The organism is Streptomyces coelicoflavus (assembly GCF_003112555.1).
Classification (GTDB): domain Bacteria; phylum Actinomycetota; class Actinomycetes; order Streptomycetales; family Streptomycetaceae; genus Streptomyces; species Streptomyces coelicoflavus.
Map to the genome: position 1 here is coordinate 1 of NZ_BEWB01000015.1, position 21857 is coordinate 21857.

A 21857-nucleotide genomic window follows, 5' to 3' on the forward strand; every position below is an offset into this window, starting at 1 on the left:
CTCTTCCTGCGGCAGCAGAGTGCGGCGCGACTGCAGTTCCAGCAGGGCCTTGAGCAGGGTCAGCCGTCTGCGGTGGATCTCCCTGAGCCGGTTGTTCAGCTCGCCCGGGTCCCTGATCGCGTCTAGACCCTGGCCGAGCGGCCCGGCGTCGAGCGGGTTGACGCGGCCGTGCAGGCCAGGGCCGAGCCGGACCGGTTCCACCCCGAGGTGACGGCACAGGGCGGCATATTCGCCCTTCACATCGCCCGCGATCAGAGTCCGGTGGCCGAACGCCATCAGCCGGAAGCACAGCGCCTTGACGTGCGCGCTTTTCCCGCTGCCCGGGATACCGGTGATCATCACGTTCGGGTTGGTGCACAGCCCTTCCTTCACCCACACCGCGGGGTGTGCGCTGAAAGCCTCAGTGGTCAGGGTGTTCTGCCCGATGTACGCACCGACGGGCGGCAGGGAGGCGGCGTGCAGGAAGGGGTAGGCACCGGCTGCGTTGGCGGTATCGGCCCGGACTGCCTCGACGCGGGGCAGCGAGGCGGCACGCCCCGCGTACGGCTGCGCCCAGCCCTTCCTGGGCGCGACCCGCATGGCCGTGCCGGGGTCCTCCAGCAGCCTCGCGCGCCGTTGGTCACGGACGCTCGGCTCGGCCGGCGGCGCCTGTGCAGGACGCCGGTCAAGACCCGTGCCCTCGCCGAACGCGGACTCTTTCAGCAAGGTGTCGCCGGCTTCGCGGCGCTTGAAGGACCCGGACAAAGAGGACAGCAACGAGGGCAATGGCATCAGAATCCGATCCTCCGGTCCGGCAGCCCCTGTCCCAACGGCAGCGCAGCAGCCGCGAAGCCGGCGTCCTGGGCGCCCCACATGCGGCGCAGCTCCAGTCCGGAGGCGGCTGCGTCCGCCTGGAGTTCGGCGCAGGCGGTTTCCAGTTCGCCCGGGTCGGTGACGGTGACGGCGAGCACCGCGATCAGCCGCACCACGCCCTGGCCCGCGGCGCGTGCGACGTCCTGGGCCCTGGCCTTCTGGGCCTCGAGCAGCTCGTCGGCGGACTCGTCGCGGCCGGTCTTGGCACGCAGTTTGCGGGCGGACTCCCGTTTGGCCTTCTCACGGGCGAGGTCCTGCCGGGCCCGGCGCGGCCCGATCGGTTCGTAGACGATGCTCAGGCTGCGGCGGGCGTTCTGCCGGGGCCTGAGCAACGGCTGCAGGAAGGTGGCGTACACGTCCGACTGCGGCCAGGTGCGGATCTGGTACGAGACGGTCCACGCACCGTCGTGACGGTAGGTGCCCCAGTCGGTCTCGGCGTACGCCGGGCCCGCCAGTTCGGGGATCACCCCCGGCTCCAGACCCTGCCAGTCGGGCGCCTGGGCGGCGGCGTTGCGGGTGGCAAGCATCAACTGCGCCTCCGGGTCGTACGCAGTACGCACTACCTGGGCCAGTGCGCGCGGGGCGAGCCACTCGACGATCTGCAGGCTCGCCGACGACAGGGAGCCGTACATCGCGTGCAGCTCGCGCACCAGGACCGCGGCCGCCCCGGCCTGCCCGCCGCCGGCGCCCTTGACGGCCGTTCGGGCCCTGGCAGCGGACAGGGTGACCGACAGATAGGTCTCGCGGGTCGTGGCAGCCGGGCCTGCTCCCTCCATCAACTCCGTGAGCGCGGCGACGGCCTCCTCGGGTGCGTCCGCCGCCAGATGCCGGCCGGTCCAGGAGCGCAGGGCCGCACCGTCGTCGGGCAGGCACCGCTGGTGCACCGCGATCCGGACGATCGGCGAGTCCTCGGTACAGAAGCCGCGCAGGAAACCCGCCCAGGCCGCGACCCGGGTGGTCTGCCGGTCGCTATCGACGAGGGCCAGGCCTGGAAAGGTAATGCGGGCCACAGCCGTGTAGGTGTTCGCCACCGGGTCGTGGGAAACGCCCAGGTCGCCGCCGAGACCGTCAGGGGCCTCCAGGAAACGGAGCCGGGACAGCACACCCGGCAGGTCGGTCGGTTGCCGCCCTGTCGCCCTCGAGCGGGGGGCGAATGCCCCGGACTGGAAGATGTTGCGCCTGGTGGCCACGTTGATCTGATGCCTTACTGCGAGACCGATCCATTCCTCCGCGCTCAACCCCAGCACTCTCCCGAAGGCGAGTACGAACAGCACGGCGGCAGGTGGCAGGCACACGAACGCAGCCGTCCAACTTCCCAGATTGATTGGGGTGAGTATCAGCACACACCCGCCCACGACCAGCGCGAAGCCGGCTCCGGAGAGCCGTCCCATGAAGCCGCTGCGCTCGGACTGCCAGCCTCCGTAGGTGACGGGGAGCGCACCGGATCCGAAGCCGGTACGGGAACCAGAGCCGGGCATCGGCTACGCCTTCCTCGGTGACGGGACGTCGGTGTTGGGCGGGCCGGTGATCACCGGTGCGGTGTCCGGCCGCTGCGCATGTTCCTGGGGTGGCTGAGCGGCCGGGGGAAGGTTCGCCGCGTCCGGACCGCGCGGCGGAACGACCACGTGACGGCCGCCGGGGGACGCGGAGTCGAGCCCGGCGTGCGCGGCGGTGTTGGCCATCCCGGACTCGAGGGTGTCCTTGCCCACGGAAAGCACCTGAAGCCCCAGGCCAAGCGGTCCGGCCACCCGGGCACCGAGGCGGCCCCCGGGCCCCTTCATACGGGCCTTGAGCGACTCGTTGGTCCAAAACCCCCCACCACCCTGGGCATTGGAGCCACTAGCCTGGGTCCAGGTGTTGTCGCGCTCCAGGGCACGGGTATAAGCGGGGCCCCCGCCGACGGCACCCGCGCCGCCGAGTTCGGGTCGGTAGCCGCCGCCCGTCGACGCCGCCGACGAACCCAGCGAACTGATCAGCCCGCCCGCCGCCGCTGCTCCGGAGCCGAGGGTCGAGAAGGTCATGAACTTCGCCAGGACGGGCCAGCAGAAGCAGGCCATCAGGAAGATGACCAGGCCCACGACGACGTTCTGCATGCCCTCGCCCTCGGCGATGGCGAAGAAACCGATCGAGAAACAGAACACGATCATCGGCTTCATGAGGATGAGCGCCAGCAGCGCGTCCCGGGCCTTGGGCCACCAGTCCTTGGTGGCGTCAGACATCTGCCCGACCAGCACGATCGGCATGGTGGCGACCAGGATCATGATTCCGGCCTGCCGCAGGATCACCTCGATCCACAGCGCGCCGATGGCCAGGATGCACACGATGCCGATGACGATGACCACGGCGACGGCAGCCGCAGTGACGCCCTGACCGGTGACCAGCGCCCCACCCGCAGTGGCGGTGCCTCCGCCCCCGGTGATCAGGCCGCCGAACAACTTGCCGAACTGTGCCTTCATGGCCTCGTCCGCGCCGGCGCCCCCACCGCCGTCGAACGAGTAGTCGATGATCCAGGTGGAGATCGCGTCGGACAGCTCCAGCGCTGTCGTGGTGACCGTCCAGTACGCCGCGGTGATCAGCGCCCACTTCGCCAGGCCGAAGACAGCCGTCGCCGCGTGTTCCCCGCGGTGGCTGACGGACATCTTCCCGAACTGCAGCAGTAGGAGGAACACGGCCAGGGCCGCGGACAGCGATGTGGCGACGCCCATCGGTTCCTTGACGCCGGTGTCGTCGAGGTCCACGCCAGAGGCGTCGTTGAAGACGTCCGCGAACTGCTCGAGCAGCCACACCACCGCGTTGCCGATGTACTGCGCCGCCTCTTCCAGAGCGTCCCGGGCCATCTCGGAGACCTTCTCGCCGACCCAGTCGCCGAGGCCCTGCCCGCCCGGAGGCCCGTACTTCTTGTAGGCCGTCTCCTTGCAGAAGACGAGCGACGACCCCTTCTCGACGCACTTCTCGAGGAGCGTGAACCTCTTGTCGAAATCGGACTGGTCGAGTTCGCCCTTCTGCACAAGGCCGAGGTTGGTCCGGCGCCACTCCTCCAGCTTCTTCTTCTCGATCGCCTTCCATTCTCCGTCGCTGCACTCCGGGGACTTCTCGCCGCCGGCGCCCTCGCACAGTCCGACGGCACCCGGCAGATCGCCGGTCTCCGGCAGGCGGCAGAGGCGGTCGTCGTTGATCTGGTCGTAGAGGCAGTAGTCGCCCTGCTTGTCGATGCCGCAGGGTGCGCCGCCGCTCCATTCGACGGGGCACTGCTTGCCACTGTCGGGGCCGAAGTCGAGGTGGTACTTCGGGTCGTCCGCAGCCAGGGCCACCGGAGCAGTACGCACGCTTCCGCCGGTGCCCGGACCATCGATCCCTGCACCTGTGCCTGTACCGAAGCAGGTCAGCAGGACGGCCAGCAGGAGAATGGGACGAACGACGAGACGGGCGAGCCGCTCAATCCGCATGCCTCACCTGCTGCCAGCCGTCTGCCCAGGAGACGTGGGAGTCGGGAAAGTAAGCGCGGGGAAAGGAGCGCTTCTCCCGGTACTCGGGCTCGTTCGTGATCTTCCAGGCGCCGCCCTGCCACTTCAGCAGCAGGTCGGTGGCCTCGCCCTTGAGCGGTTCGTCGTCCGGACTGCCGTCGGCCTGTGTGGCGTACCGGTCGTAGTTCATCCAGACCTGCACGACCTTGCCCTCGGTACCGGTCAGGGAGGTGGCCCGGACGGCGTTGACCGTGGTACTGAAGGTGATCCCGGCCGGCGTGCCACCGGACGGTGGAAGGCCGGCGTTCCCGCGCAGCTTGCGTACCTCGGAGACTTGCTCGTCGACGTATCCCGCGGTGTCCGGTGAGACGATCGCCTCGAGCTGCTGACGAGCCTTCCTGTCGTCGAGGAAGGCGTACTCCTCCCAGAAGTGCACGGCGGTGGAGATCGCTCCGACCGGCCCGTCGGAGAAGCCGGTGGACAGCCCGTCCACCTGGCCGGTCGGCTTCTCGAGTACGAGTTTGCGGGCCTGGTCCGGAGTCATCTCCGCCTGTCGGCTGTGAGCGGTCGACGACGGTCCGGCCGCGGCCGAAGCCGAGGGCGAAGCCGTGCCGGGACGTGAGTCGTCGCTCCTTCCAAGCACGGTAACGGCGGTCACGCCTCCCCCGGCCAGCACTCCGAAGACCAGGAGGCCGAGCCCAGCGAGCGTGATCCGGGCCTTGCGGGTTTTGCGATCGCTCACCGGCCGGCCCTCACTTGCCCATGTTGTAGAAGGTGGTCACCAGCGCGGCGGTCACGCCGATACCGCCGGCCCCGAACAGGCTCCACAGGATGGCCTGCTTGCCGCGCGCGGCTAGGGCGGCCCGCTCGCTGTTGTGTCCGACAGCGACCGCGGCCCAGCCGAGCAGGCCACCGAGGACGGCTGCGGCAAGGCCCAGCCCGGCGGTCCAGTTCAGGAGGGACTGGACCGGCTTGTCGACGTCCTTGGGCATCTGCGGGGTGACGTCGGGGACGGCGTCGGCGAGGAGACGCACATGCGGGTCGGCGGCCATGGTGTGCACAGTGGCCAGGAGCTGACTCATATCCGATACCTCGTCAAGGAGTGGTGACTGCGGGCGTGACGGGGCCGTCACGGTGCCGGAGCCCGCAGTGGGGCAGGGGCCTCAAGGGCAGCGGCAATGGCCACAGCGGGAGCGGGCAGTCGGACGGGAGCGACAGGGGCAGGGTGTGGAGCGCCCGGCAGCGGACGGCCCCAGGCCGTATGCGCCGCGGTCAGGACGGCCCCAGCGAGCTGTGCGCCGGCCTGCCGGGTGCACGAGCGCAGGCGGGTGGCGGCCAGGGAGTGGGCGTGGACGTGCGGATCGTGAGGCACCTGCACCACCGCGGCAGTACGGGACGCGAGCATGGTCGCCCCGGCCCGCACGGCCACCGGCAGGCGACCGTCGCCGGTCGCGACCAGGGCGACGACGGTACGCCGGAGCGGCAGGCCCTCGGCATGCAGGACCATAACCGCCTGCTGCAGGCATCGCATGCCCTGGGCAGTGGCGGCCGCGCACAGAACTGGCACGGCGAACGGCAGGTCGTACCAGCCGCGCGTCCGGCCAATCTTCCCGGCGCAGCGAGCGGCCAGGAGGTCGTGGGCGAGCGGATGGACGGTGTCCGCGACCACGGCCTGCCAGCCACCGATCGCCGCCAGTTGGTACCAGGCAGCGGGATCCTCGGGCAGGTTCAAGGGCCGTGTGTGCCACTCCTGTCCGTCGGACAGGAGGTGCCATGTGGCACCGCCCGCGTTCGAGCCACCGACGGCGCGGCCGTGCTGAACGACGCACGCCTGTTGAACGGCGGACCGGGTGAGAGGCTGGTCCGGCGGCAGCGCGGCCAGCCCGCCGGTCTTCTGCTCGTCGAGCAGAGCGGGCCAGGGGGAAGACAGTCGAGGCCCGAGATCCAGCACCACCGTAGAGCCGCTCGAGGCCAGCCCGGCGCCGAGGAGCCTCGCGACCGTGGTACGTCCGCTGCCCCCGGTGGCGGCCATCACCGGCACCGTCAATCGCGCGCCCATGGGCAGCTCCGGGACGGCGTCGGTCCGTTTGCGCAGCATCCCCCACCCTCTCCAACGAGAGTTGCGTTAGCTAATAGCCCACGCGACCGCTCCAACCATCAGCCGAGAAGCGAACCTTACACGGACAACGGCCCCTCCCAGAAAGGCAGATCAAAGCATCACCTTCATGTGGCGAGATTGCGCAACGTTATGGGCCGTCACGCTACGATTCCGCCGTTGACCTCCGTCCCGGAGCCAGTATTTCGAATTTGAGTGAGCAAATCTGCGAGCCAGTCAAGAGGTGCTCGAGTGAGGGGCAATGCGGTCGGGCGGGGCCTGTTGGCCCTCGGCCTGGGACTCGTCATGACCCCACTCGCGCTCGGTTTGGGCGTGGTTCTGCTGATCTCCACCTTTGATGAGGAAGGCGACGGCAGGGTCGGCAACCCGCTCTGGGGGCTGCGGATCGGCAGGGGCTGGGTGCCCGCCCAGTACGCGCCGCTCATCCTCCAAGCAGCCGCCGACTGCGCCGCAGGCCTGTCCCCTGCGGTACTGGCCGCCCAGATCAAGCAGGAATCGGGCTTCGATCCCGAGGCGGGCCCCAGCACGGCCGGCGCGAAGGGCATCGCGCAGTTCATGCCCGGCACCTGGATCACCTGGGGCGTGGACGGCAACGGGGACGGCCACAAGGACATCTGGGACCCGGAGGACGCCATCCCGGCCCAGGGCCGGATGATGTGCTCCCTGCTGAAGAAGGGCAAGGCACACCCTCGCTACAACGGCTCCCCGATCGAACTCGCCCTCGCCGGATACAACGCCGGCTGGGGTCGGGTCGACCAGTACCAGGGGGTACCGCCGCCCTCGTTCGCCGGCGGCCAGACCTATCACTACGTACAGAACATCATGCGGATGTCGGCCGACTTCGCCGCGCCGACGCCGAGCAAGGACGGCACTCTGCCCACCGGGTACGAACTGTCCGAGGGAACACCGAAAAGGGTGCGCGTGGCCGTTTCGTGGGCGCTGAAGCAGCGAGGGGGCCGGTACCGATTGGGCGGCGACTGCACCGACGCACTGGGCGACAACCCGGCCCGCTGGTGCGACTGCTCCTCCTTGGTGCATCAGGCCTACCGGGCGGCCGGGGTGAACATCCCGCGGGCCACATACGACCAGGTCGCCGTCGGCACCAGGGTCGGAATCGACACGCCCAAGCCGGGCGATCTGGTGTTCAACCCGGGGTCCGCCGGTTCGGACGCCCGTCCCGGACACGTCGGCATGTACATCGGCCAGGGCCTGATCGTCGAAGCGCCGCGTACCGGGCTGAGGACCCGCATCGTCACGTACGAAAGCTGGCGCAACAGCACCAGTCATCTGACCCGCATCACCGAGGTCCGCCGAGTGGTGGACTGGTGAATGCCGAACCACAGCAGGAGAGTCCGACCATGCCCGAGCCCCTCTATCATCCCTGGGGAACGGTGACGCCGGAGTTCTGGCGCACGCCCGAGCCCGGCACCGCCGCGGTCCCGTCCGGTCTCGCCGCCGAGACCCTGCGTGCCCGACTCACCGTGATCGCCGAGACCGCCGGGACCGGTCACCTGCCGGACGCCGCCGCTCTTGCCGCCCGGCTCGACCGGGACACCACCTCCGAGTACGGCGAACTCCACCTGCACACGGTCCAGGTCCGCGAAGTACGCGGCTACCTCGCCGCCCTCGCCGGCGACCACACGTCGGGCCTGTCCTGGTACCTGCACGCCGCACAGCTGCGCGTCACTGTCCAGGGTCCGGGACACCCCGACGTCCAGGCAGCCACCCGCCGCGCCTACAGCCTGTGGCGGGCCGTGCCGACCGAGACGGACCGACAGCGCCTGAGCGCCGCCCTGCTGACCGTCGCCACCGACATCCACGGTCCCGACTCCCCGCTGGTTCATCACATCCGGGGTCAGCTGTACCACCTTGCGGCGCCTCTTCCTTCGTCCGCCGCAACCCCACCTGGGCAGTTGCACAACGTGTAATCCGCCTCGAGGACACCACGAGCCCCCGGGGCCAAGAACCGAAGCAGGATGGGGGCCAGGCTGGCCGTACCCTGCCTCTCTCCTACAGGCCCGTCGTCACAATGTCGGTGATTTTCACGGAGACCTTCGTGCCCGCCGACTTCGTGGAGAGGCTCGTCTCCGTGTAGTTCAGAGTCGTCTGGTCCGAGAGTTCGGCCGTCTCAAGGATGGGCCCGGACTCGTCACCCTTGATCTCGTAGGTGATCTCGTACACGGCGTCCGGGTCCAGGTCATCACTTATGCCCACGTAGGACAGTTCGGGTTCCACGGTGACGCTGCACCCCGCCGATCCGAAGCACTGCCGACTGGTGGTGCGGAGCTCGATGGTGAAGTCACCGACGGCGGGTTCCGCGAAGACGGGCTCGGGGTCGGGTACTGGTACGTCGTCGACGGTTGTGGCCGGGTCGGCGGGGGCGCTGGATTCGGTGGCGGCCGCGGCGGGCTTGTTGCTGTCGTCGTTGTTTACGGCTTGGACGACGACGATGCCCGTGCCGATGATTGCGGCGATGACAGCCGCTGCCGCGCCAATGACCACCCAGTTCCGGGGTCTTCTGGTCGACGTCGGACTGTCCAGGGCCAGGGTTGTGGGTTGGGGCTGATGGTCGGGCATCGGCGGCAGGCTGTCGGTCACTGGTCCCCCTGTGGCTGGCGTGTAGGGAGAATCATGCGCCCATGTGGGGGATTTGTGAAAGTAAGGTGCTGAGATCGTGATCAATCTAGGGGGTGCAGAAATCCGGAGCTGTAGGCCGGGACTACCCCTGCGGGTGCGGGGACGACAACCGCGCCGCCCAGCCCCCGGCGAAGAACGGGGAGCTTTCCCCGGCGTGTGCGGGGACGACGACCTACACCGCCCCGGTCTACCGCCTCCCCGACGAGCTACCCCGCGGGTGCGGGGACGACGCGGTGCACCTCCAGGACCTTGGCCAACTCCTCGAGCTACCCCCGCGGGTGCGGGGACGACCTCGCGTCGTTCGTGGGCGACGCGGTGATCCTGGAGCTACCCCCGCGGGTGCGGGGACGACTCGACGAAGCCGCCCAGGTTGGACGACTCGCGGGAGCTACCCCCGCGGGTGCGGGGACGACAAGGCCACGTCGAACGGGCGGGCCGGGGTGCAGGAGCTACCCCCGCGGGTGCGGGGACAACGTCAGGGCGCCGGCCATCTGCTTGGACAGCGCGGAGCTACCCCCGCGGGTGCGGGGACGACCCGTCGCCGTGCGCGCCCGGCCCGAAGATCAGGGAGCTACCCCCGCGGGTGCGGGGACGACGCGATCTTCCCCAGTGCCGGGAGCGGCCCGTTGGAGCTACCCCCGCGGGTGCGGGGACGACCCCGAGACGACCGCGGCGGACATCCAGGTGGCCGAGCTACCCCCGCGGGTGCGGGGACGACCTGGTCGACGCCACCGGCAACCCGGTCCTGCAAGAGCTACCCCCGCGGGTGCGGGGACGACCGCAGGAGACCGCCGAAGGTCGACATGCGCTGGGAGCTACCCCCGCGGGTGCGGGGACGACTCGCTCGGCCATCCATCCGCCCTCCGTCGACGCGAGCTACCCCCGCGGGTGCGGGGACGACGTGACGAACGGGCGGGCCGCGACGACCTGCTGCGAGCTACCCCCGCGGGTGCGGGGACGACGCGTCGTACTCCTGCGTGCGGACCACGGCCGCGGAGCTACCCCCGCGGGTGCGGGGACGACTAGTCCTCCACGTACACGCCGGTGTCGAGACCGGAGCTACCCCCGCGGGTGCGGGGACGACGGGCGCCATGGTGTCCGGCGCACTCGAGATCTCGAGCTACCCCCGCGGGTGCGGGGACGACCACATCCACCAGCACGACAACGCGGGCTGCCGGGAGCTACCCCCGCGGGTGCGGGGACGACGGCCCGTGACCGGTCACGGCGCAGGCGGCCCCGGAGCTACCCCCGCGGGTGCGGGGACGACTGCGTCCAGTAGGTTTCCAGTAGCTTCGTGAGCGAGCTACCCCCGCGGGTGCGGGGACGACGTCGCCGAGGTCGTCGAGGCCATGGGAAAAGCCGAGCTACCCCCGCGGGTGCGGGGACGACCAGTCGATCGGCGGCCGGCCCGGGCGTCCGGCCGAGCTACCCCCGCGGGTGCGGGGACGACCGGATTGCTCTCGGATCACTTCGAAACACCCCGGAGCTACCCCCGCGGGTGCGGGGACGACTATCCGGCCGGACGGGCAAGGTCGTCGGTGAAGGAGCTACCCCCGCGGGTGCGGGGACGACCGGAACCGGGTCGGGCGGCATGCTCCTCGGCAGGAGCTACCCCCGCGGGTGCGGGGACGACGGCACCTGGTCCAGGTGTCGGACCGTGCCCTGGGAGCTACCCCCGCGGGTGCGGGGACGACGGTTGGTCGTGATGCATAGGTGTGGGGGATCTGGAGCTACCCCCGCGGGTGCGGGGACGACGCGCGACGGCGGGGGTACGGCGGTCCGGGAGGCGAGCTACCCCCGCGGGTGCGGGGACGACATGCCGCCGCCGTCGTACTCGCCCGCGTCCAGCGAGCTACCCCCGCGGGTGCGGGGACGACTCTTGTGCCAGCGGTCTGCTACATACCCCGCCAGAGCTACCCCCGCGGGTGCGGGGACGACTGGGCCTCCGACGCCGGCGGTGACCATGCCGCCGAGCTACCCCCGCGGGTGCGGGGACGACAAAGTGCCGTACGTCAGCTCCGGCGGCTCCGGGGAGCTACCCCCGCGGGTGCGGGGACGACTGTCCGGGAAACCGGTCTCACCCGCGGAACGCGGAGCTACCCCCGCGGGTGCGGGGACGACACTTTGTGAGCTGCGGAGATGTGGGCGAGGGTACCTGTTTTCCTTCACATCGTTTGGGCTTCGGAGAGCATTGTCAGTGGCTCCGCTTACAGTGCCGGCACCAACTGGCTGCGAGCAGCCGAGTCTTCAGGGGGCGGGTGTGGAGGATGAGCGGTCGGTCGTCGAGTTGATGCGGTCGATGGGCCTGGCAGACGAGGACGTTGCGCGCGTGTCGCGGCTGTGGGGGAAGTCGGCTGCACGCAACGACGGCCGAACACACCTGCTGCTGGGACATCTGCTGGACACAGCCGCTGTGGCCGGAGTCATGTGGGACTGGTACGTGTCGGCCGCGTTCCGACGGCGGTTGGACGAGGTCAGCGGTGGCCGGGGCCGGGTGTGGTTCATGTGGGTGTGTGGGATCCACGACTGTGGCAAGGCGTGCCCGGCATTCCAGGCCATGGACGCGGCCGAGGCCGCGCCGGTGCTGGCGGCGGGGCTGTCGTTGGGGCGGTTGCCGGGGGGCCGGCAGAAGCGGTGGCGTCATGACGTCGCTGGAGCCGTGTTGCTCATGCCGCGGCTTGTTGCCGAATGGGGCGGTGAGGAGGCTGCCGGGTGGGTTTGGCCGCTGGTCGCCGGGCACCACGGGGCCTTCCCCTCGATCGCTGCGCTCAGGCCGCCACGGGGTGCCCAGGGGGAGGGAGCCGCGTGGGAAGAGGTCCAGCGGGGCGTCGTGGACGTCTTCACGCGCGCGGTCGGGTTCGAGGATCTTGCGGATGTCCGGCCGGTGCAGTCCCTGCGGAAGGCGGAGCAACTGGCGTTGTCGGGTCTGATCGTGATGGCGGACTGGATCGCAAGCGACAGCAGCCAGTTCCCGGGCCTGGCGGACGCCGACCAGATCTCCTTCGCCGGTGCACGACACCGTGCGGAGGCGGCCTGGGAACGGCTGCGTCTCCGCGGCGGCTGGCGGGATCTCCCACTGCCGGAGGACCCCCTGGCCCCACTGACCCACAGGCTGGGCGTGCAGCCGCGGGCGTCGCAGCGCGAACTGGTGGAGCGGGCGTGGTCGATGCCGTCTCCCGGACTGTTGGTGGTCGAGGCCCCGATGGGCGAGGGCAAGACGAAGGCTGCCCTCGCGGCCGCCGAGGTCCTTGCGGCGAGATTCGGTCTGGACGGCGTGTTCGTCGCGATGCCGACCCAGGCGACGAGTGACCCGATGTACGAGCAAGTGCTGAGGTGGGTGCGCACCTTCGACCCGGAACTCGAACCGCAGGTCGCGCTACTGCATGGCCGCCGTCGGTTCAACGCCTGGTGGCGGGCCATCTGGGATGGGAACCCGCGCCCGGACGATGACGGCTGTGGGGACGGCGACCACCACAGGGCTGCAGGCATGGCCGACGACGACTTCGGTGCGATCGACGAGGATGCCGATTACGACATGGCACCCGCTCAGCCTGCGACGGAGCGAGCCGTCGACCCCGCGACGGACGGTCCGGCGTACTGGTTCCTGGGAGACAAGCGTGGCCTGCTCACCGCGTTCGCGGTCGGCACGGTCGACCATCTTCTGCACGCGGCCACCCGCACCAAGCACGTCATGCTCCGGTTTGCCGGGCTGGCCGGGAAGGTCGTCGTGGTGGACGAGGTGCACGCCGCAGATGTCTACATGCGGCAGTTCCTTGTCGAGGCGTTGCGCTGGCTGGGGCAGGCGGGGACACCCGTGGTGTTGCTGTCCGCGACGCTGCCGCCCGCTCAGCGGCAGCGGTTCGTCGACGCCTATCTCTCCGGCGCGCTCGGCACGGCGGACGTGCGCAAGCCCGTGCCGGCGCCGGCCGGGTACCCGTGCGTCACGGTGGCCTTCGGCGTCAACGGCCGGGCTGTCACCGAGACGTCCGCAGAGGCAGTGAAGTCCTGGCGGGAGTCGGTGCCCGTACGGCTGGGCTGGCTGCCGGACACAGACCCCGGCGGGGCGCGGGTCGCCGCGGCCGTACGGGACGCCACCGTTGGTGGAGGGGTTGTTCTTGTGGTGGTCAACCAGGTCGACCGGGCCCAGGCGATCTACCGCGATCTGCGAGACGGAGGATTCGACGGTGCTCTCCACCTGCTGCACGCCCGGCTGTGTGCTGCCCACCGAGCGGTTCGGACGGCGGAGTGCCTGCACCTGATGGGGCCGGAGGCAGGTGAGGAACGGCCCGAGCGCATGGTGGTGATCGCCACTCAGCTGGCCGAGCAGTCCTTCGACGTGGACGCCGACGTGCTGATCACCGACTTGGCCCCCACCGACCTCCTCCTGCAGCGCATCGGTCGGCTGCACCGGCACAGCGGTACCCGGCGTCCGACTGCACACCAAGCACCAAAGGTGCTGGTCACCGGCGTGGCACAGGGACCGGACGGGGCACCGCAGTTTCTGCCTGCCTCCAAGCACATCTACGGCGAGTGGTCGCTACTGCGAGCAGTGGCCTTGGTGTCGGAGGCTGCGGGCACTTTTGCCGCCGCGGATGCGGGCAAGGGGGAAGCGGCCGGGTGGAGTATTCCTGATGACGTGCCAGGTCTGGTGGCGCGAGCCTACGGGGACACCGGGCTCTGCCCGGCAGGCTGGCACGAGGCCGGCGCGTGGGAGCGGTGTCAGGCGAAGGAACGGCAGCGGGAGAACAACGCCGAGCAGTACTTGCTGTGCCGGCGGCGGGAGTGGGCCTTCACCACCTTGGAAGGACTTCACTACGCAGGCAGTCGGGCCGCCTCCGAGGAGCAGCTGGACGCCGTCGTCCGTGACGGTGACCCGTCGGTCGAAGTGGTCGTCATCCGGCGGGCCTCCGGGGGCTATCGGGCCGTCGACGGAACCTGGCTTGGTGTGCACGGTGAGGTTGACGACGACGAGGCGACCGACCGTCTGCTGGGTGGTCTCGTCCGCCTGCCCCCAACTCTGACGGATGCCGCTCAGACCGAGCTGACCCCACTTTCGGGGTGGGCCGACCGGCCCTGGCTCCGTTACCGCAGAGCGCTCGTACTGGATGAGGGCCAGAGCAGGCTGCTGGGTGCGAACCGAGTGTCCTACGACGACGTGCTCGGGCTGGTCGTCAAGCGGGAGGCGAGATGAATCGGCCGTGGAGCCGGGCCAGAACCGCCTTACCCCGCACATGCGGGGACGGCTTCTCATGCTGACCGAAACACTAAGCGGGAACACCCCCGCTTCCGGGGAGGGCTCCGGCTCCACGACCGTGCGCAGGGTACCTGCTCGTCGCCGGAGCTACGGCGTCCTGGCCGACCCATGGTGCCACATTCGTCCGTTTCGCTTGAAAACATTAAGCGTTGCGTGCCACGCTGTCGGGGACCGAGCAGGAGTCAACTTCGCAACGTAGCCGTGGCGTTGACCCATCGGTCAGCGCGTCCGGGGGGACGCGGGGGCGCTCAGTACATGGAGGGGGAAGAATCATGGCCGACGAGGGGGACCTCGTTAACGACGGATGGCTCGGCGCCGTCGGTCGGGATGGCGCACAGCGCCCCGTCGGGCTGTTGCTCACATTGTCCGAAGCGGACACCATCCGGCGTCTCGAACTGCCGGTGCACACGATGCTGCCAGTGGTTCTCAGGCAGCTCTTACTACCCGTGGTGATCGATGCGCTTGGGCTGCCTCGCACTCGGCAGGAGTGGAGCGAGCGGTTCCATCGAGGCCACTTCACAAGTGACGAACGGGAGCGCCTCGCGCACTACCTGGGTCCCCGATACGGAGACCGGTTCCGTCTGTTCGACGCGGAGCGCCCGTTCGCACAGGTCGCTGGCCTCGAGGCGTTGAGCGGAGAGACGAAGACGGCTGCTCAGCTGGTGCCGTCCGTGGCGTCCGGCAACAACGTGCCCCTGTTCAGCACGCTCAGCGAGGCCGACGAGCTGCTGCTGGCGCCGGGGGACGCCGCGCTGTGGCTGCTGCACACACACTGCTGGGACACGGCGTCGATCAAGACGGGTGCGGTGGGCGACCCGCAGGCGAACAAGGGAAAGACGACCGGCAATCCGACCGGGCCCCTCGGTCAGATGGGAGTGGTCGTACCCACCGGACAGACCCTGTACGAGACGCTGCTACTGAACACGCCGATCTGGCCTGACGGACTGGAGCCGGGAGACAGGCCGCAATGGGCTTGGGACGAGCGCCCGGCCGGTTTGGGCTGCAAGTCGCCGTCCGAGGTCGCCTGGTCCCAGCGTCCGGTGACCGGTCTGCTGGATCTGCTGACCTTTCAGGCCCGCCGGATCCGTCTGATCACCTGTGAGACGGAACAGGGGTTGCGGGTGCACCGGGCGATCGTCTCGGCCGGCGACCGGTTGACGCAGACGTCCGAGGTGGAGCCGCACACGGCGTGGCAGTACACCGCCAAGCCGAAGAAGGGGCAGTCTCACCGGCGGCCCCGCCGGCATGCCTCGGGCCGCGCCGCCTGGCAGGGACTGGGAACGCTCCTGGCGATGGCGCTGCCTGAGCAGAGCGACGGCCCCTACACCTCGCTGTTGCTGCGCCAGATCGGAGACTTGCAGGTCGGCAGGGTGCTGTCCGAGCAGTATCCACTCGGTGTCGAGACCTCGGGCCTCGAGTACGGCACGCAGTCCGCCGTGGTGGAGAACGCCATCGGCGATGAACTGCCCCTGCCGGTCATGGCTCTACTCGCCCAGGACGACTGGCTCCGTGTGGCTCTGCTGGAGTGCGTGGCGCAGGCAGACCAGGTCGCCCGTGCCCTGGACGGTCTCAACAATGACCTGCGACGTGCCGCCGGTGGCGATCCGCTGCCCCGCGACAAGGGCAGCCGTCCGTCCATGCAGTTCCTGCATACCCTCGACGGGACCATGCGCCGTCTGCTCACCGGGTTGCGAACCGTCGACGCGGACGACGAGGAGCTCCTGGAGCGAGCCCAGCTCGCGTGGGAACAGTCCGTGCAGATCAACGCCGACCGGGAGGCGAATCTTCTGCTCGCGGCAGCCCCGCCGAGGGCAGTGGTGGGACGCACGGTGCGCAACGGTGACAAGGAGTTTGTCTACCGCAGCGGCAAAGCCATCGGTATCTACCGGACCAGGCTCGCCGACATCCTGCCGCGGGCCGCTGAGGAACACCGCGCCAAGCGCGAGGAGACCGCCGCAGTATGACGACCACCGGCAAATCCTGCAGCTCTCGCCCCACTGCGAACCGGAACCGTCTGTTCTTCTGGGAAGAAGCGGTCGAAGGCTGGCAGTCCGCGCGCAAGGCTGGGCAGCGTCCCGAATTCTCCGAGTACACCACGCGAAGCCTGCGAGCCTTGCGCGAGGGAGTCGGCCGGGAGGCGGGCACCGTGCCGTCCATGCGGTCCCTCCACCGCGTCCCCCTGCAGGGCGACGGCTCCGATCGCCTCCCGGAGCGCTACGTCGCAGAGCACCACACACTCGCCTTGTTCGGACTGCACCAGCACACCGCGTCCGAACCCGTCCATCAGCCGGATATCGGCCTGGGAACCGCCTGTCTGATGTTGCGCCGCGGCGAAGCGCTGACGGAGAGCGCCGTCGAGCGGCGACTGATCGCAGCCGCGACCGCCCAGGATCTTCACGAGCTGGTGCAACACCTGCGGCGGATCGTGCCGCTCCTGCGCCAGGCGGGCGTCGGCCTGGACTACACGCGCCTGTTCCACGAGCTGACCCGGTGGGACGGGGCCGGGAGGGACCGAGTGCTGCGGTCGTGGGGCCTGCAGTACACCGATCCGGGCGCACCAGGACAAGCAGACGCGCGGAGTACCGGTCAGGCGCACGCGCCGTACTGGGTGACGTTCGACTCCGGCAGCCCGAACGCCGCAGCGGAGCTGGCCGCGCTGCGCTCGGGCACCGGCCGTGAGCCGGGAACGGTCGCCGCCATGTGGCCGTTCCACCGCACCTACATGGCGTCCGAGTGGCGCAACAAGGGCGCCCTCACCCGGGACCTGGTGGCAGAACACACTGCGCTCACCCTGTTCGCCCGCCATCAACAGACACACGGCGCCCCCATGCACGTTGCGGGCAACAGCCCGGGCACAGCCGCCGGTCAGCTCGCGCGCAAGGAGACCGTTAGCAACGAGAGCAAGGCCTCCACGGCAGCGCTCGAACGGCGCTTCGGCGTGCTCCTCACCTCCGCCGACGCCGACGAACTCGCCATGCATCTACGGTCCTTCGTTTCGCTGCTCAACCGGGCCGGCATCGGGCTCGACTACAACCTGCTTCGAACCGCTCTGCGGACCTGGGATGACCCCCGCTGTCCGGACACCGCCACCGACTTTCGGCAGCGGTGGGACCGCGACTTCCACTTCGCCGCCTCTGCCTGACACCACAGTGCGGACGGACCCAGGAGCGGGTCCTGCCCCAGCGTGCCCGACCAGTACCTCCTCTTCGTTGCGTGCCCTGCTCGAGCGGCGCGCCCCCTGTTTTCAAGGAGTCAAGCCATGAGCCGACCCACTCTTTTCGTCGAGGTTCACATCCTGCAGAGCCTGCCGCCGTCCAACGTGAACCGCGATGATTCGGGCACCCCCAAGCAGGCCCTCTACGGCGGTGCCCGTCGTGCCCGCGTCTCCTCCCAGGCGTGGAAGCGGGCCACCCGCACCGAGTACGCCAAGCACATGCCGGAGGCCGACCGGGCCACCCGCACCAAGCGGATCGTCGCCCTGCTCGCCCAGCGCCTCGCCCGTCCCGTCGACACGGGCGGTGCCGGTCTCACCGGTGAGCAGGCCGACCGTCTGGCCACCGCTCTGCTGGAGCCGCTCGGCATCGCCAAGTCCGCCAAGAAGGACGACCAGTCCGCCTACCTGCTGTTCTTCGGAAAGAAGCAGCTCGACTCCCTGGTCGAGCTGCTCGACGGCCGAGCGGCCGAGGTTGCCGCTCTGCCCGACGACGACCTCAAGAACGAAGTGAAGAAGCTCTCCGTCGTCGAGGCTCTGTCCACCGGGCACCCGGCCGAGGTCGCCCTCTTCGGGCGCATGGTCGCAGACCTGCCCACCCTGAACGTGGATGCCTCCGTCCAGGTCGCTCACGCGCTGTCCACCCATGCTGTGCGCACCGAGTTCGACTACTACACCGCGGTCGACGACGAAAACACCGATGACCATGGCGCCGGCATGATCGGCACCGTCGAGTTCAACTCCTCCACGCTGTACCGGTACGCCGTTCTCGGCGTCCACCAGCTGCGTGACAATCTCACCGACGCCGAGGAGACCCGCAGCGCAGCAGTCCGGTTCGTCGACGCGTTCGCCCGGTCCATGCCGACCGGGCACCAGAACGCCTTCGCCCACCGCACCCTCCCCCACCTGGTACTGCTGACTCTCCGAACCGACCAGCCGGTGAACCTGGTCTCCGCCTACGAGGAGCCCGTCACCGGTGTCACCGGCCTGGCCTCGGAATCCGTCGTTCGTCTCGCCGACGAGCTCAAGGCGGTCGGCGGGACGTGGGGCAACGAGCCGCTGCGGACTCTGGCCACCTACACGACCGAAGGGGACAAGATCACCGAGGTGTTCGGTCCATCCCTCCCCTTCCCTGCTCTGCTCGACTCCGTCGGCACGCTAGTCGGAGAATGGCTCGCCGACGGAGAGATCGCCAACGCCGGGGCGGCGAAGGCCGGCACCCGATGACCGGCACCGACCACGCCGTCCTCATCCTGCGGCTAGCCGCCCCTCTCCAGTCCTGGGGCGGCCCCTCGCGCTACAACCGTCGCGAAACGCGCTCCCAGCCCACCAAGTCCGGCGTCCTCGGCCTCCTGGCCGCCGCCGAGGGACGCACCCGCGGAACCTCCCTCACCGATCTGCTCGGCCTGCACCTCGGTGTCCGGGTGGACCAGCCCGGCACCCTGCTGCGGGACTACCACACGTCCAGTGACTACCGCGGAGTGCCGCTGCTGTCGGCCAAGACCAACGCCAAGGGACAGCAGACCAGGACCGCACCAGCCAAATACACCGGCGTCACCCAACGCTTCTACCTCCAGGACGCCGTCTTCGTCGCAGTTCTACGCGGCCCCAAAGCCCTGCTGCAGAGCCTGGACGAAGCTGTCCGCAACCCCGTCTTCCCGCTCTCTCTCGGCCGCCGTTCCTGCCCGCCCACCGGACCTGTCAGCCTCGGACTCTGCGCCGACGCCGGGCTGAAGGAGGCCCTCGAGGGTGTGCCGTGGCAGGCGAGTGCCCATCGCCGCCGACAGGCCCAGGGCGCCACCGTGGCCCTGGAGGCCACCATCGAGGACCCGGCCGGCGACCAGCTCACCGTCGACGTACCCGACACCTACGACCTCAAGACCGGAACGCGGTTCGACCGGCGCACCGTACGTCACCTCTGGGTCACCCTACCCAGCGGCAACGACCGGCCCGCGACAGAATCGGCCCCCGCCGGACAGCCCGACCACGACCCGTTCGCCCTCCTGGGCTGGTGACCGCATGCCCTACCTGTCGAAGATCGCTCTCAACCCGCGCCGTCGCGCCGCTGCGGCCCTCCTCTCCAGTCCACACCGCCTGCACGCCGCCGTCCTGTCCGGACTGGCCGTGCAGCCCGTCACCGAACGCGTCCTGTGGCGCCTGGACGGCAGTACTCCGCACCGGGCGGACGTCCTCGTCCTGACCGAGAGCCGCCCTTCCTGGGCCCATCTCGTCGACGAAGCCGGCTGGCCGGGCGCCGACGGAGGCACCCCGCTCATCGCCGACTACACACCGCTGCTGGAACGTCTGGTCCGGGGCCGCGAGTTCGGCTTCCGTCTCACCGCCAACCCGGTCCGGAACACGATCCAGCCCAGCAAACCGAGCGAACAGCAGGCCGCCCGTCTGAAGGAGGTGGCCGACAACGGCGGTCGGCCTCGTGGCGCGCGGGTCGCCCACCGCACCGCCGCCCAGCAGCTCGAATGGCTCCTCAAGCGGTGTGAGCGCCACGGTTTCACCATCCCCGACGCCACCGTCGCTCCCCCTGCCCTCGGACTGCAGAGCGAAGGCCAGGACCTGTCCGCCGGGCCGGCGGCGACCGTCGTCGCCCGCGACATCCTCCGCTTCCGCAAGGGCGCCGACGGTCCGCGCGTCACTCTGTCCACCGCCACCTTCGAAGGCCGCCTTCACGTGAGCGACCCCGACGCGCTGCGCGCCTCCCTCCTGGGCGGCATCGGCCCCGCAAAGGGATACGGACAGGGCCTGCTCACCCTCGCGCCGCTCCGCACCGCCGAGGCGAACCATGGCTGACCCCTGGTGGCGTACCGGCCCACAGGACCTGCACCGACTTGAAGACCGCATCTCCAGCCTCTACGCCGAGCGCTGTCACATAGACCGGGACGACAACGCCATCGTCCTGGTCAACAAGGTACGTACCGTACATGTCCCGGCCGCTTGGCTCGCCGTGCTTCTCATCGGCCCCGGCAGCCGTGTCACCCACCCCGCCGTCACCCTGCTCGCCGACTCCGGCACCGCCGTGTGCTGGGTCGGCGAGCAGGGCGTCCGCCTCTACGCCACCGGCACCAGCACGGCGCGCGGCTCCCAGCTCCAGCTTCGCCAGGCATGGCTGGTCACCCGTCCGAAGGAGCGCGTCTCCGTCGCCCGCCGCATGTACGACATGCGCTTCCCCGGCGAGAACACCACCGGCCTCACCCTCCAGCAACTCCGCGGCCGCGAAGGCACTCGCATCCGCAAGCTCTACGCCCAGCACGCCGAACGCACCGGGGTGCCCTGGACCAAACGCGACTACAAACCGGGCGATGCCTTCGCCGCCGGCGACGACGTCAACCGACTCCTCTCCGCCGCCAACTCGGCCCTGTACGGCATCTGCCACGCCGCGATCACCGGACTGGGAGCCAGCCCGGCTCTCGGCTTCGTTCACACCGGCAACGCCCTGTCCTTCGTCCTGGACATCGCCGATCTCTACAAAGCCGAGTTCACCATCCCTCTCGCCTTCGACCTCGCTGCACAAGGCCTCACCTCGGAGCGTGACGCGCGTACCGCCCTGCGGGATGCCGTCGTGCAGGGGAAGCTCCTGCCCCGCGTCGTCGCCGACATCAAGCAGCTCCTCGTACCCGACGGCAGCGACCTCCCAGACGAGGACCTCGGCGCCCTCTGGGACGACGGCAACAACGTCGTCAGCGGCGGCCGCAACTGGAGCGCCACACACCACCTCGACATCATCCCTGAACTCACCGACCCCACCCCCGCGGAGCCGGCCCCGTGAGCGCCGGGACGACTGTCGTCGTGCTCATCGCGGCTCCTCCCGGGCTCAGGGGACACCTCACCCGCTGGTTCGTCGAAATAGCCGCCGGCGTCTTCGTCGGCAACCCCAACGCTCGCATCCGCGACCGCCTCTGGACCGTCCTCGCCGAACGCATCCACGACGGCCAAGCCGTCATGATCGAACCGGCGACCACAGAACAGGGCTGGTCCGCCCGCACCGCAGGCCGCGACCGCTGGACCCCCGTCGACTTCGACGGCCTGACCCTCATAGCCCGTCAGCGCCAGAACGGACAACCTTGGCGTGCTGCGAGCGAGGTAAAGGAAAACGGCATGATCACCTGACAACACCGCAGGTCGTAAAGTGTCGTCCCCGCACCCGCGGGGGTTGCTCCCTCCTCCGGTCCCTGCCCGACCTCACCTCCCAGTCGTCCCCGCACCCGCGGGGGTTGCTCCGACGGAGGAAAGCCACGTGACGTTGCCGAGAGGTCGTCCCCGCACCCGCGGGGGTTGCTCCCAGCTCGGGCTGACCGAGGACGAGGCCGC

At 69.8% G+C, this 21857-nt stretch carries 16 protein-coding genes, 1 pseudogene and 2 CRISPR repeat arrays (1 of these 19 running past the window's edge); of the genes and pseudogenes, 10 read left to right on the forward strand and 7 right to left on the reverse strand.

Annotated elements, in window-relative coordinates:
• The 6 genes and pseudogenes from Sco07f_RS32065 to Sco07f_RS32090 all read right to left on the reverse strand — a co-directional run.
• Positions 1–771: pseudogene (locus Sco07f_RS32065) on the reverse strand (type VI secretion protein); the annotation flags it as partial.
• Complete coding sequence (locus Sco07f_RS32070; protein WP_108989887.1) at positions 771–2330, reverse strand: SCO6880 family protein; 1560 nt, start codon at positions 2328–2330, stop codon at positions 771–773. The pseudogene Sco07f_RS32065 and the gene Sco07f_RS32070, both read right to left, overlap by 1 nt.
• Before the next feature lie 3 nt (positions 2331–2333).
• The gene (locus Sco07f_RS32075; RefSeq protein ID WP_159106998.1) at positions 2334–4178 is read right to left on the reverse strand and encodes a TrbL/VirB6 family protein; all 1845 of its coding nucleotides are present in this window, start codon (positions 4176–4178) and stop codon (positions 2334–2336) included.
• A 109-nt stretch (positions 4179–4287) separates the two neighbouring features.
• Complete coding sequence (locus tag Sco07f_RS32080; protein ID WP_244942175.1) at positions 4288–4860, reverse strand: hypothetical protein; 573 nt, start codon at positions 4858–4860, stop codon at positions 4288–4290.
• A 208-nt stretch (positions 4861–5068) separates the two neighbouring features.
• On the reverse strand, positions 5069–5398 hold the full coding sequence (locus tag Sco07f_RS32085; RefSeq protein WP_108989889.1) for a hypothetical protein: 330 nt from the start codon (positions 5396–5398) through the stop codon (positions 5069–5071).
• 47 nt (positions 5399–5445) lie between these two features.
• Positions 5446–6414, reverse strand: coding sequence for a hypothetical protein (locus tag Sco07f_RS32090; RefSeq protein ID WP_108989890.1), 969 nt, complete (start codon positions 6412–6414; stop codon positions 5446–5448).
• Between the two features lie 303 nt (positions 6415–6717).
• On the opposite strand from Sco07f_RS32090, the gene Sco07f_RS32095 reads away from it, so the two are divergent.
• Positions 6718–7761, forward strand: coding sequence for a C40 family peptidase (locus tag Sco07f_RS32095; RefSeq protein WP_108989991.1), 1044 nt, complete (start codon positions 6718–6720; stop codon positions 7759–7761).
• Between the two features lie 29 nt (positions 7762–7790).
• Entirely contained in the window at positions 7791–8360 is a 570-nt protein-coding gene (locus Sco07f_RS32100; RefSeq protein ID WP_108989891.1) for a hypothetical protein, read from the forward strand.
• Positions 8361–8442: 82 nt separating this feature from the next.
• Here the strand turns inward: Sco07f_RS32100 and Sco07f_RS32105 are convergent, their stop codons facing one another.
• Entirely contained in the window at positions 8443–9030 is a 588-nt protein-coding gene (locus Sco07f_RS32105; protein ID WP_244942176.1) for a hypothetical protein, read from the reverse strand.
• Between the two features lie 302 nt (positions 9031–9332).
• Positions 9333–11190: a CRISPR direct-repeat array (repeat unit 28 nt; unit sequence GAGCTACCCCCGCGGGTGCGGGGACGAC).
• Positions 11191–11329: 139 nt separating this feature from the next.
• On the opposite strand from Sco07f_RS32105, the gene Sco07f_RS32110 reads away from it, so the two are divergent.
• From Sco07f_RS32110 to cas2e, 8 genes are all read left to right on the forward strand, one after another.
• Entirely contained in the window at positions 11330–14260 is a 2931-nt protein-coding gene (locus Sco07f_RS32110) for a CRISPR-associated helicase/endonuclease Cas3 (RefSeq protein ID WP_108989892.1), read from the forward strand.
• Between the two features lie 335 nt (positions 14261–14595).
• Positions 14596–16287, forward strand: a complete 1692-nt coding sequence (gene casA, locus Sco07f_RS32115; RefSeq protein ID WP_108989893.1) for a type I-E CRISPR-associated protein Cse1/CasA — start codon at positions 14596–14598, stop codon at positions 16285–16287.
• Entirely contained in the window at positions 16284–17465 is a 1182-nt protein-coding gene (casB, locus tag Sco07f_RS32120; protein WP_108989894.1) for a type I-E CRISPR-associated protein Cse2/CasB, read from the forward strand. The genes casA and casB overlap by 4 nt, the downstream gene beginning before the upstream one ends.
• A gap of 117 nt (positions 17466–17582) precedes the next feature.
• Positions 17583–18761, forward strand: coding sequence for a type I-E CRISPR-associated protein Cas7/Cse4/CasC (cas7e, locus tag Sco07f_RS32125; protein WP_108989895.1), 1179 nt, complete (start codon positions 17583–17585; stop codon positions 18759–18761).
• Positions 18758–19549, forward strand: a complete 792-nt coding sequence (gene cas5e, locus Sco07f_RS32130; protein ID WP_108989896.1) for a type I-E CRISPR-associated protein Cas5/CasD — start codon at positions 18758–18760, stop codon at positions 19547–19549. Before cas7e ends, cas5e begins: the two co-directional genes overlap by 4 nt.
• Before the next feature lie 4 nt (positions 19550–19553).
• Complete coding sequence (gene cas6e / locus Sco07f_RS32135; protein WP_108989897.1) at positions 19554–20339, forward strand: type I-E CRISPR-associated protein Cas6/Cse3/CasE; 786 nt, start codon at positions 19554–19556, stop codon at positions 20337–20339.
• Complete coding sequence (gene cas1e / locus Sco07f_RS32140) at positions 20332–21315, forward strand: type I-E CRISPR-associated endonuclease Cas1e (RefSeq protein ID WP_108989898.1); 984 nt, start codon at positions 20332–20334, stop codon at positions 21313–21315. Before cas6e ends, cas1e begins: the two co-directional genes overlap by 8 nt.
• Entirely contained in the window at positions 21312–21656 is a 345-nt protein-coding gene (cas2e, locus tag Sco07f_RS32145) for a type I-E CRISPR-associated endoribonuclease Cas2e (protein WP_108989899.1), read from the forward strand. Before cas1e ends, cas2e begins: the two co-directional genes overlap by 4 nt.
• Positions 21657–21677: 21 nt before the next feature.
• Positions 21678–21857: a CRISPR direct-repeat array (repeat unit 28 nt; unit sequence GTCGTCCCCGCACCCGCGGGGGTTGCTC); it runs 885 nt beyond the window's last position.

Coding starts and splice junctions, on each gene's coding strand:
- cas5e (WP_108989896.1), top strand. CDS start 18,758: ATGACCGGCACCGACCACGCCGTCCTCATCCTGCGGCTAGCCGCCCCT.
- casA (WP_108989893.1), top strand. CDS start 14,596: ATGGCCGACGAGGGGGACCTCGTTAACGACGGATGGCTCGGCGCCGTC.
- cas7e (WP_108989895.1), top strand. CDS start 17,583: ATGAGCCGACCCACTCTTTTCGTCGAGGTTCACATCCTGCAGAGCCTG.
- Sco07f_RS32080 (WP_244942175.1), bottom strand. CDS start 4,860: ATGACTCCGGACCAGGCCCGCAAACTCGTACTCGAGAAGCCGACCGGC.
- Sco07f_RS32070 (WP_108989887.1), bottom strand. CDS start 2,330: ATGCCCGGCTCTGGTTCCCGTACCGGCTTCGGATCCGGTGCGCTCCCC.
- Sco07f_RS32095 (WP_108989991.1), top strand. CDS start 6,718: ATGACCCCACTCGCGCTCGGTTTGGGCGTGGTTCTGCTGATCTCCACC.
- casB (WP_108989894.1), top strand. CDS start 16,284: ATGACGACCACCGGCAAATCCTGCAGCTCTCGCCCCACTGCGAACCGG.
- Sco07f_RS32090 (WP_108989890.1), bottom strand. CDS start 6,414: ATGCTGCGCAAACGGACCGACGCCGTCCCGGAGCTGCCCATGGGCGCG.
- Sco07f_RS32100 (WP_108989891.1), top strand. CDS start 7,791: ATGCCCGAGCCCCTCTATCATCCCTGGGGAACGGTGACGCCGGAGTTC.
- Sco07f_RS32085 (WP_108989889.1), bottom strand. CDS start 5,398: ATGAGTCAGCTCCTGGCCACTGTGCACACCATGGCCGCCGACCCGCAT.
- cas6e (WP_108989897.1), top strand. CDS start 19,554: ATGCCCTACCTGTCGAAGATCGCTCTCAACCCGCGCCGTCGCGCCGCT.
- cas1e (WP_108989898.1), top strand. CDS start 20,332: ATGGCTGACCCCTGGTGGCGTACCGGCCCACAGGACCTGCACCGACTT.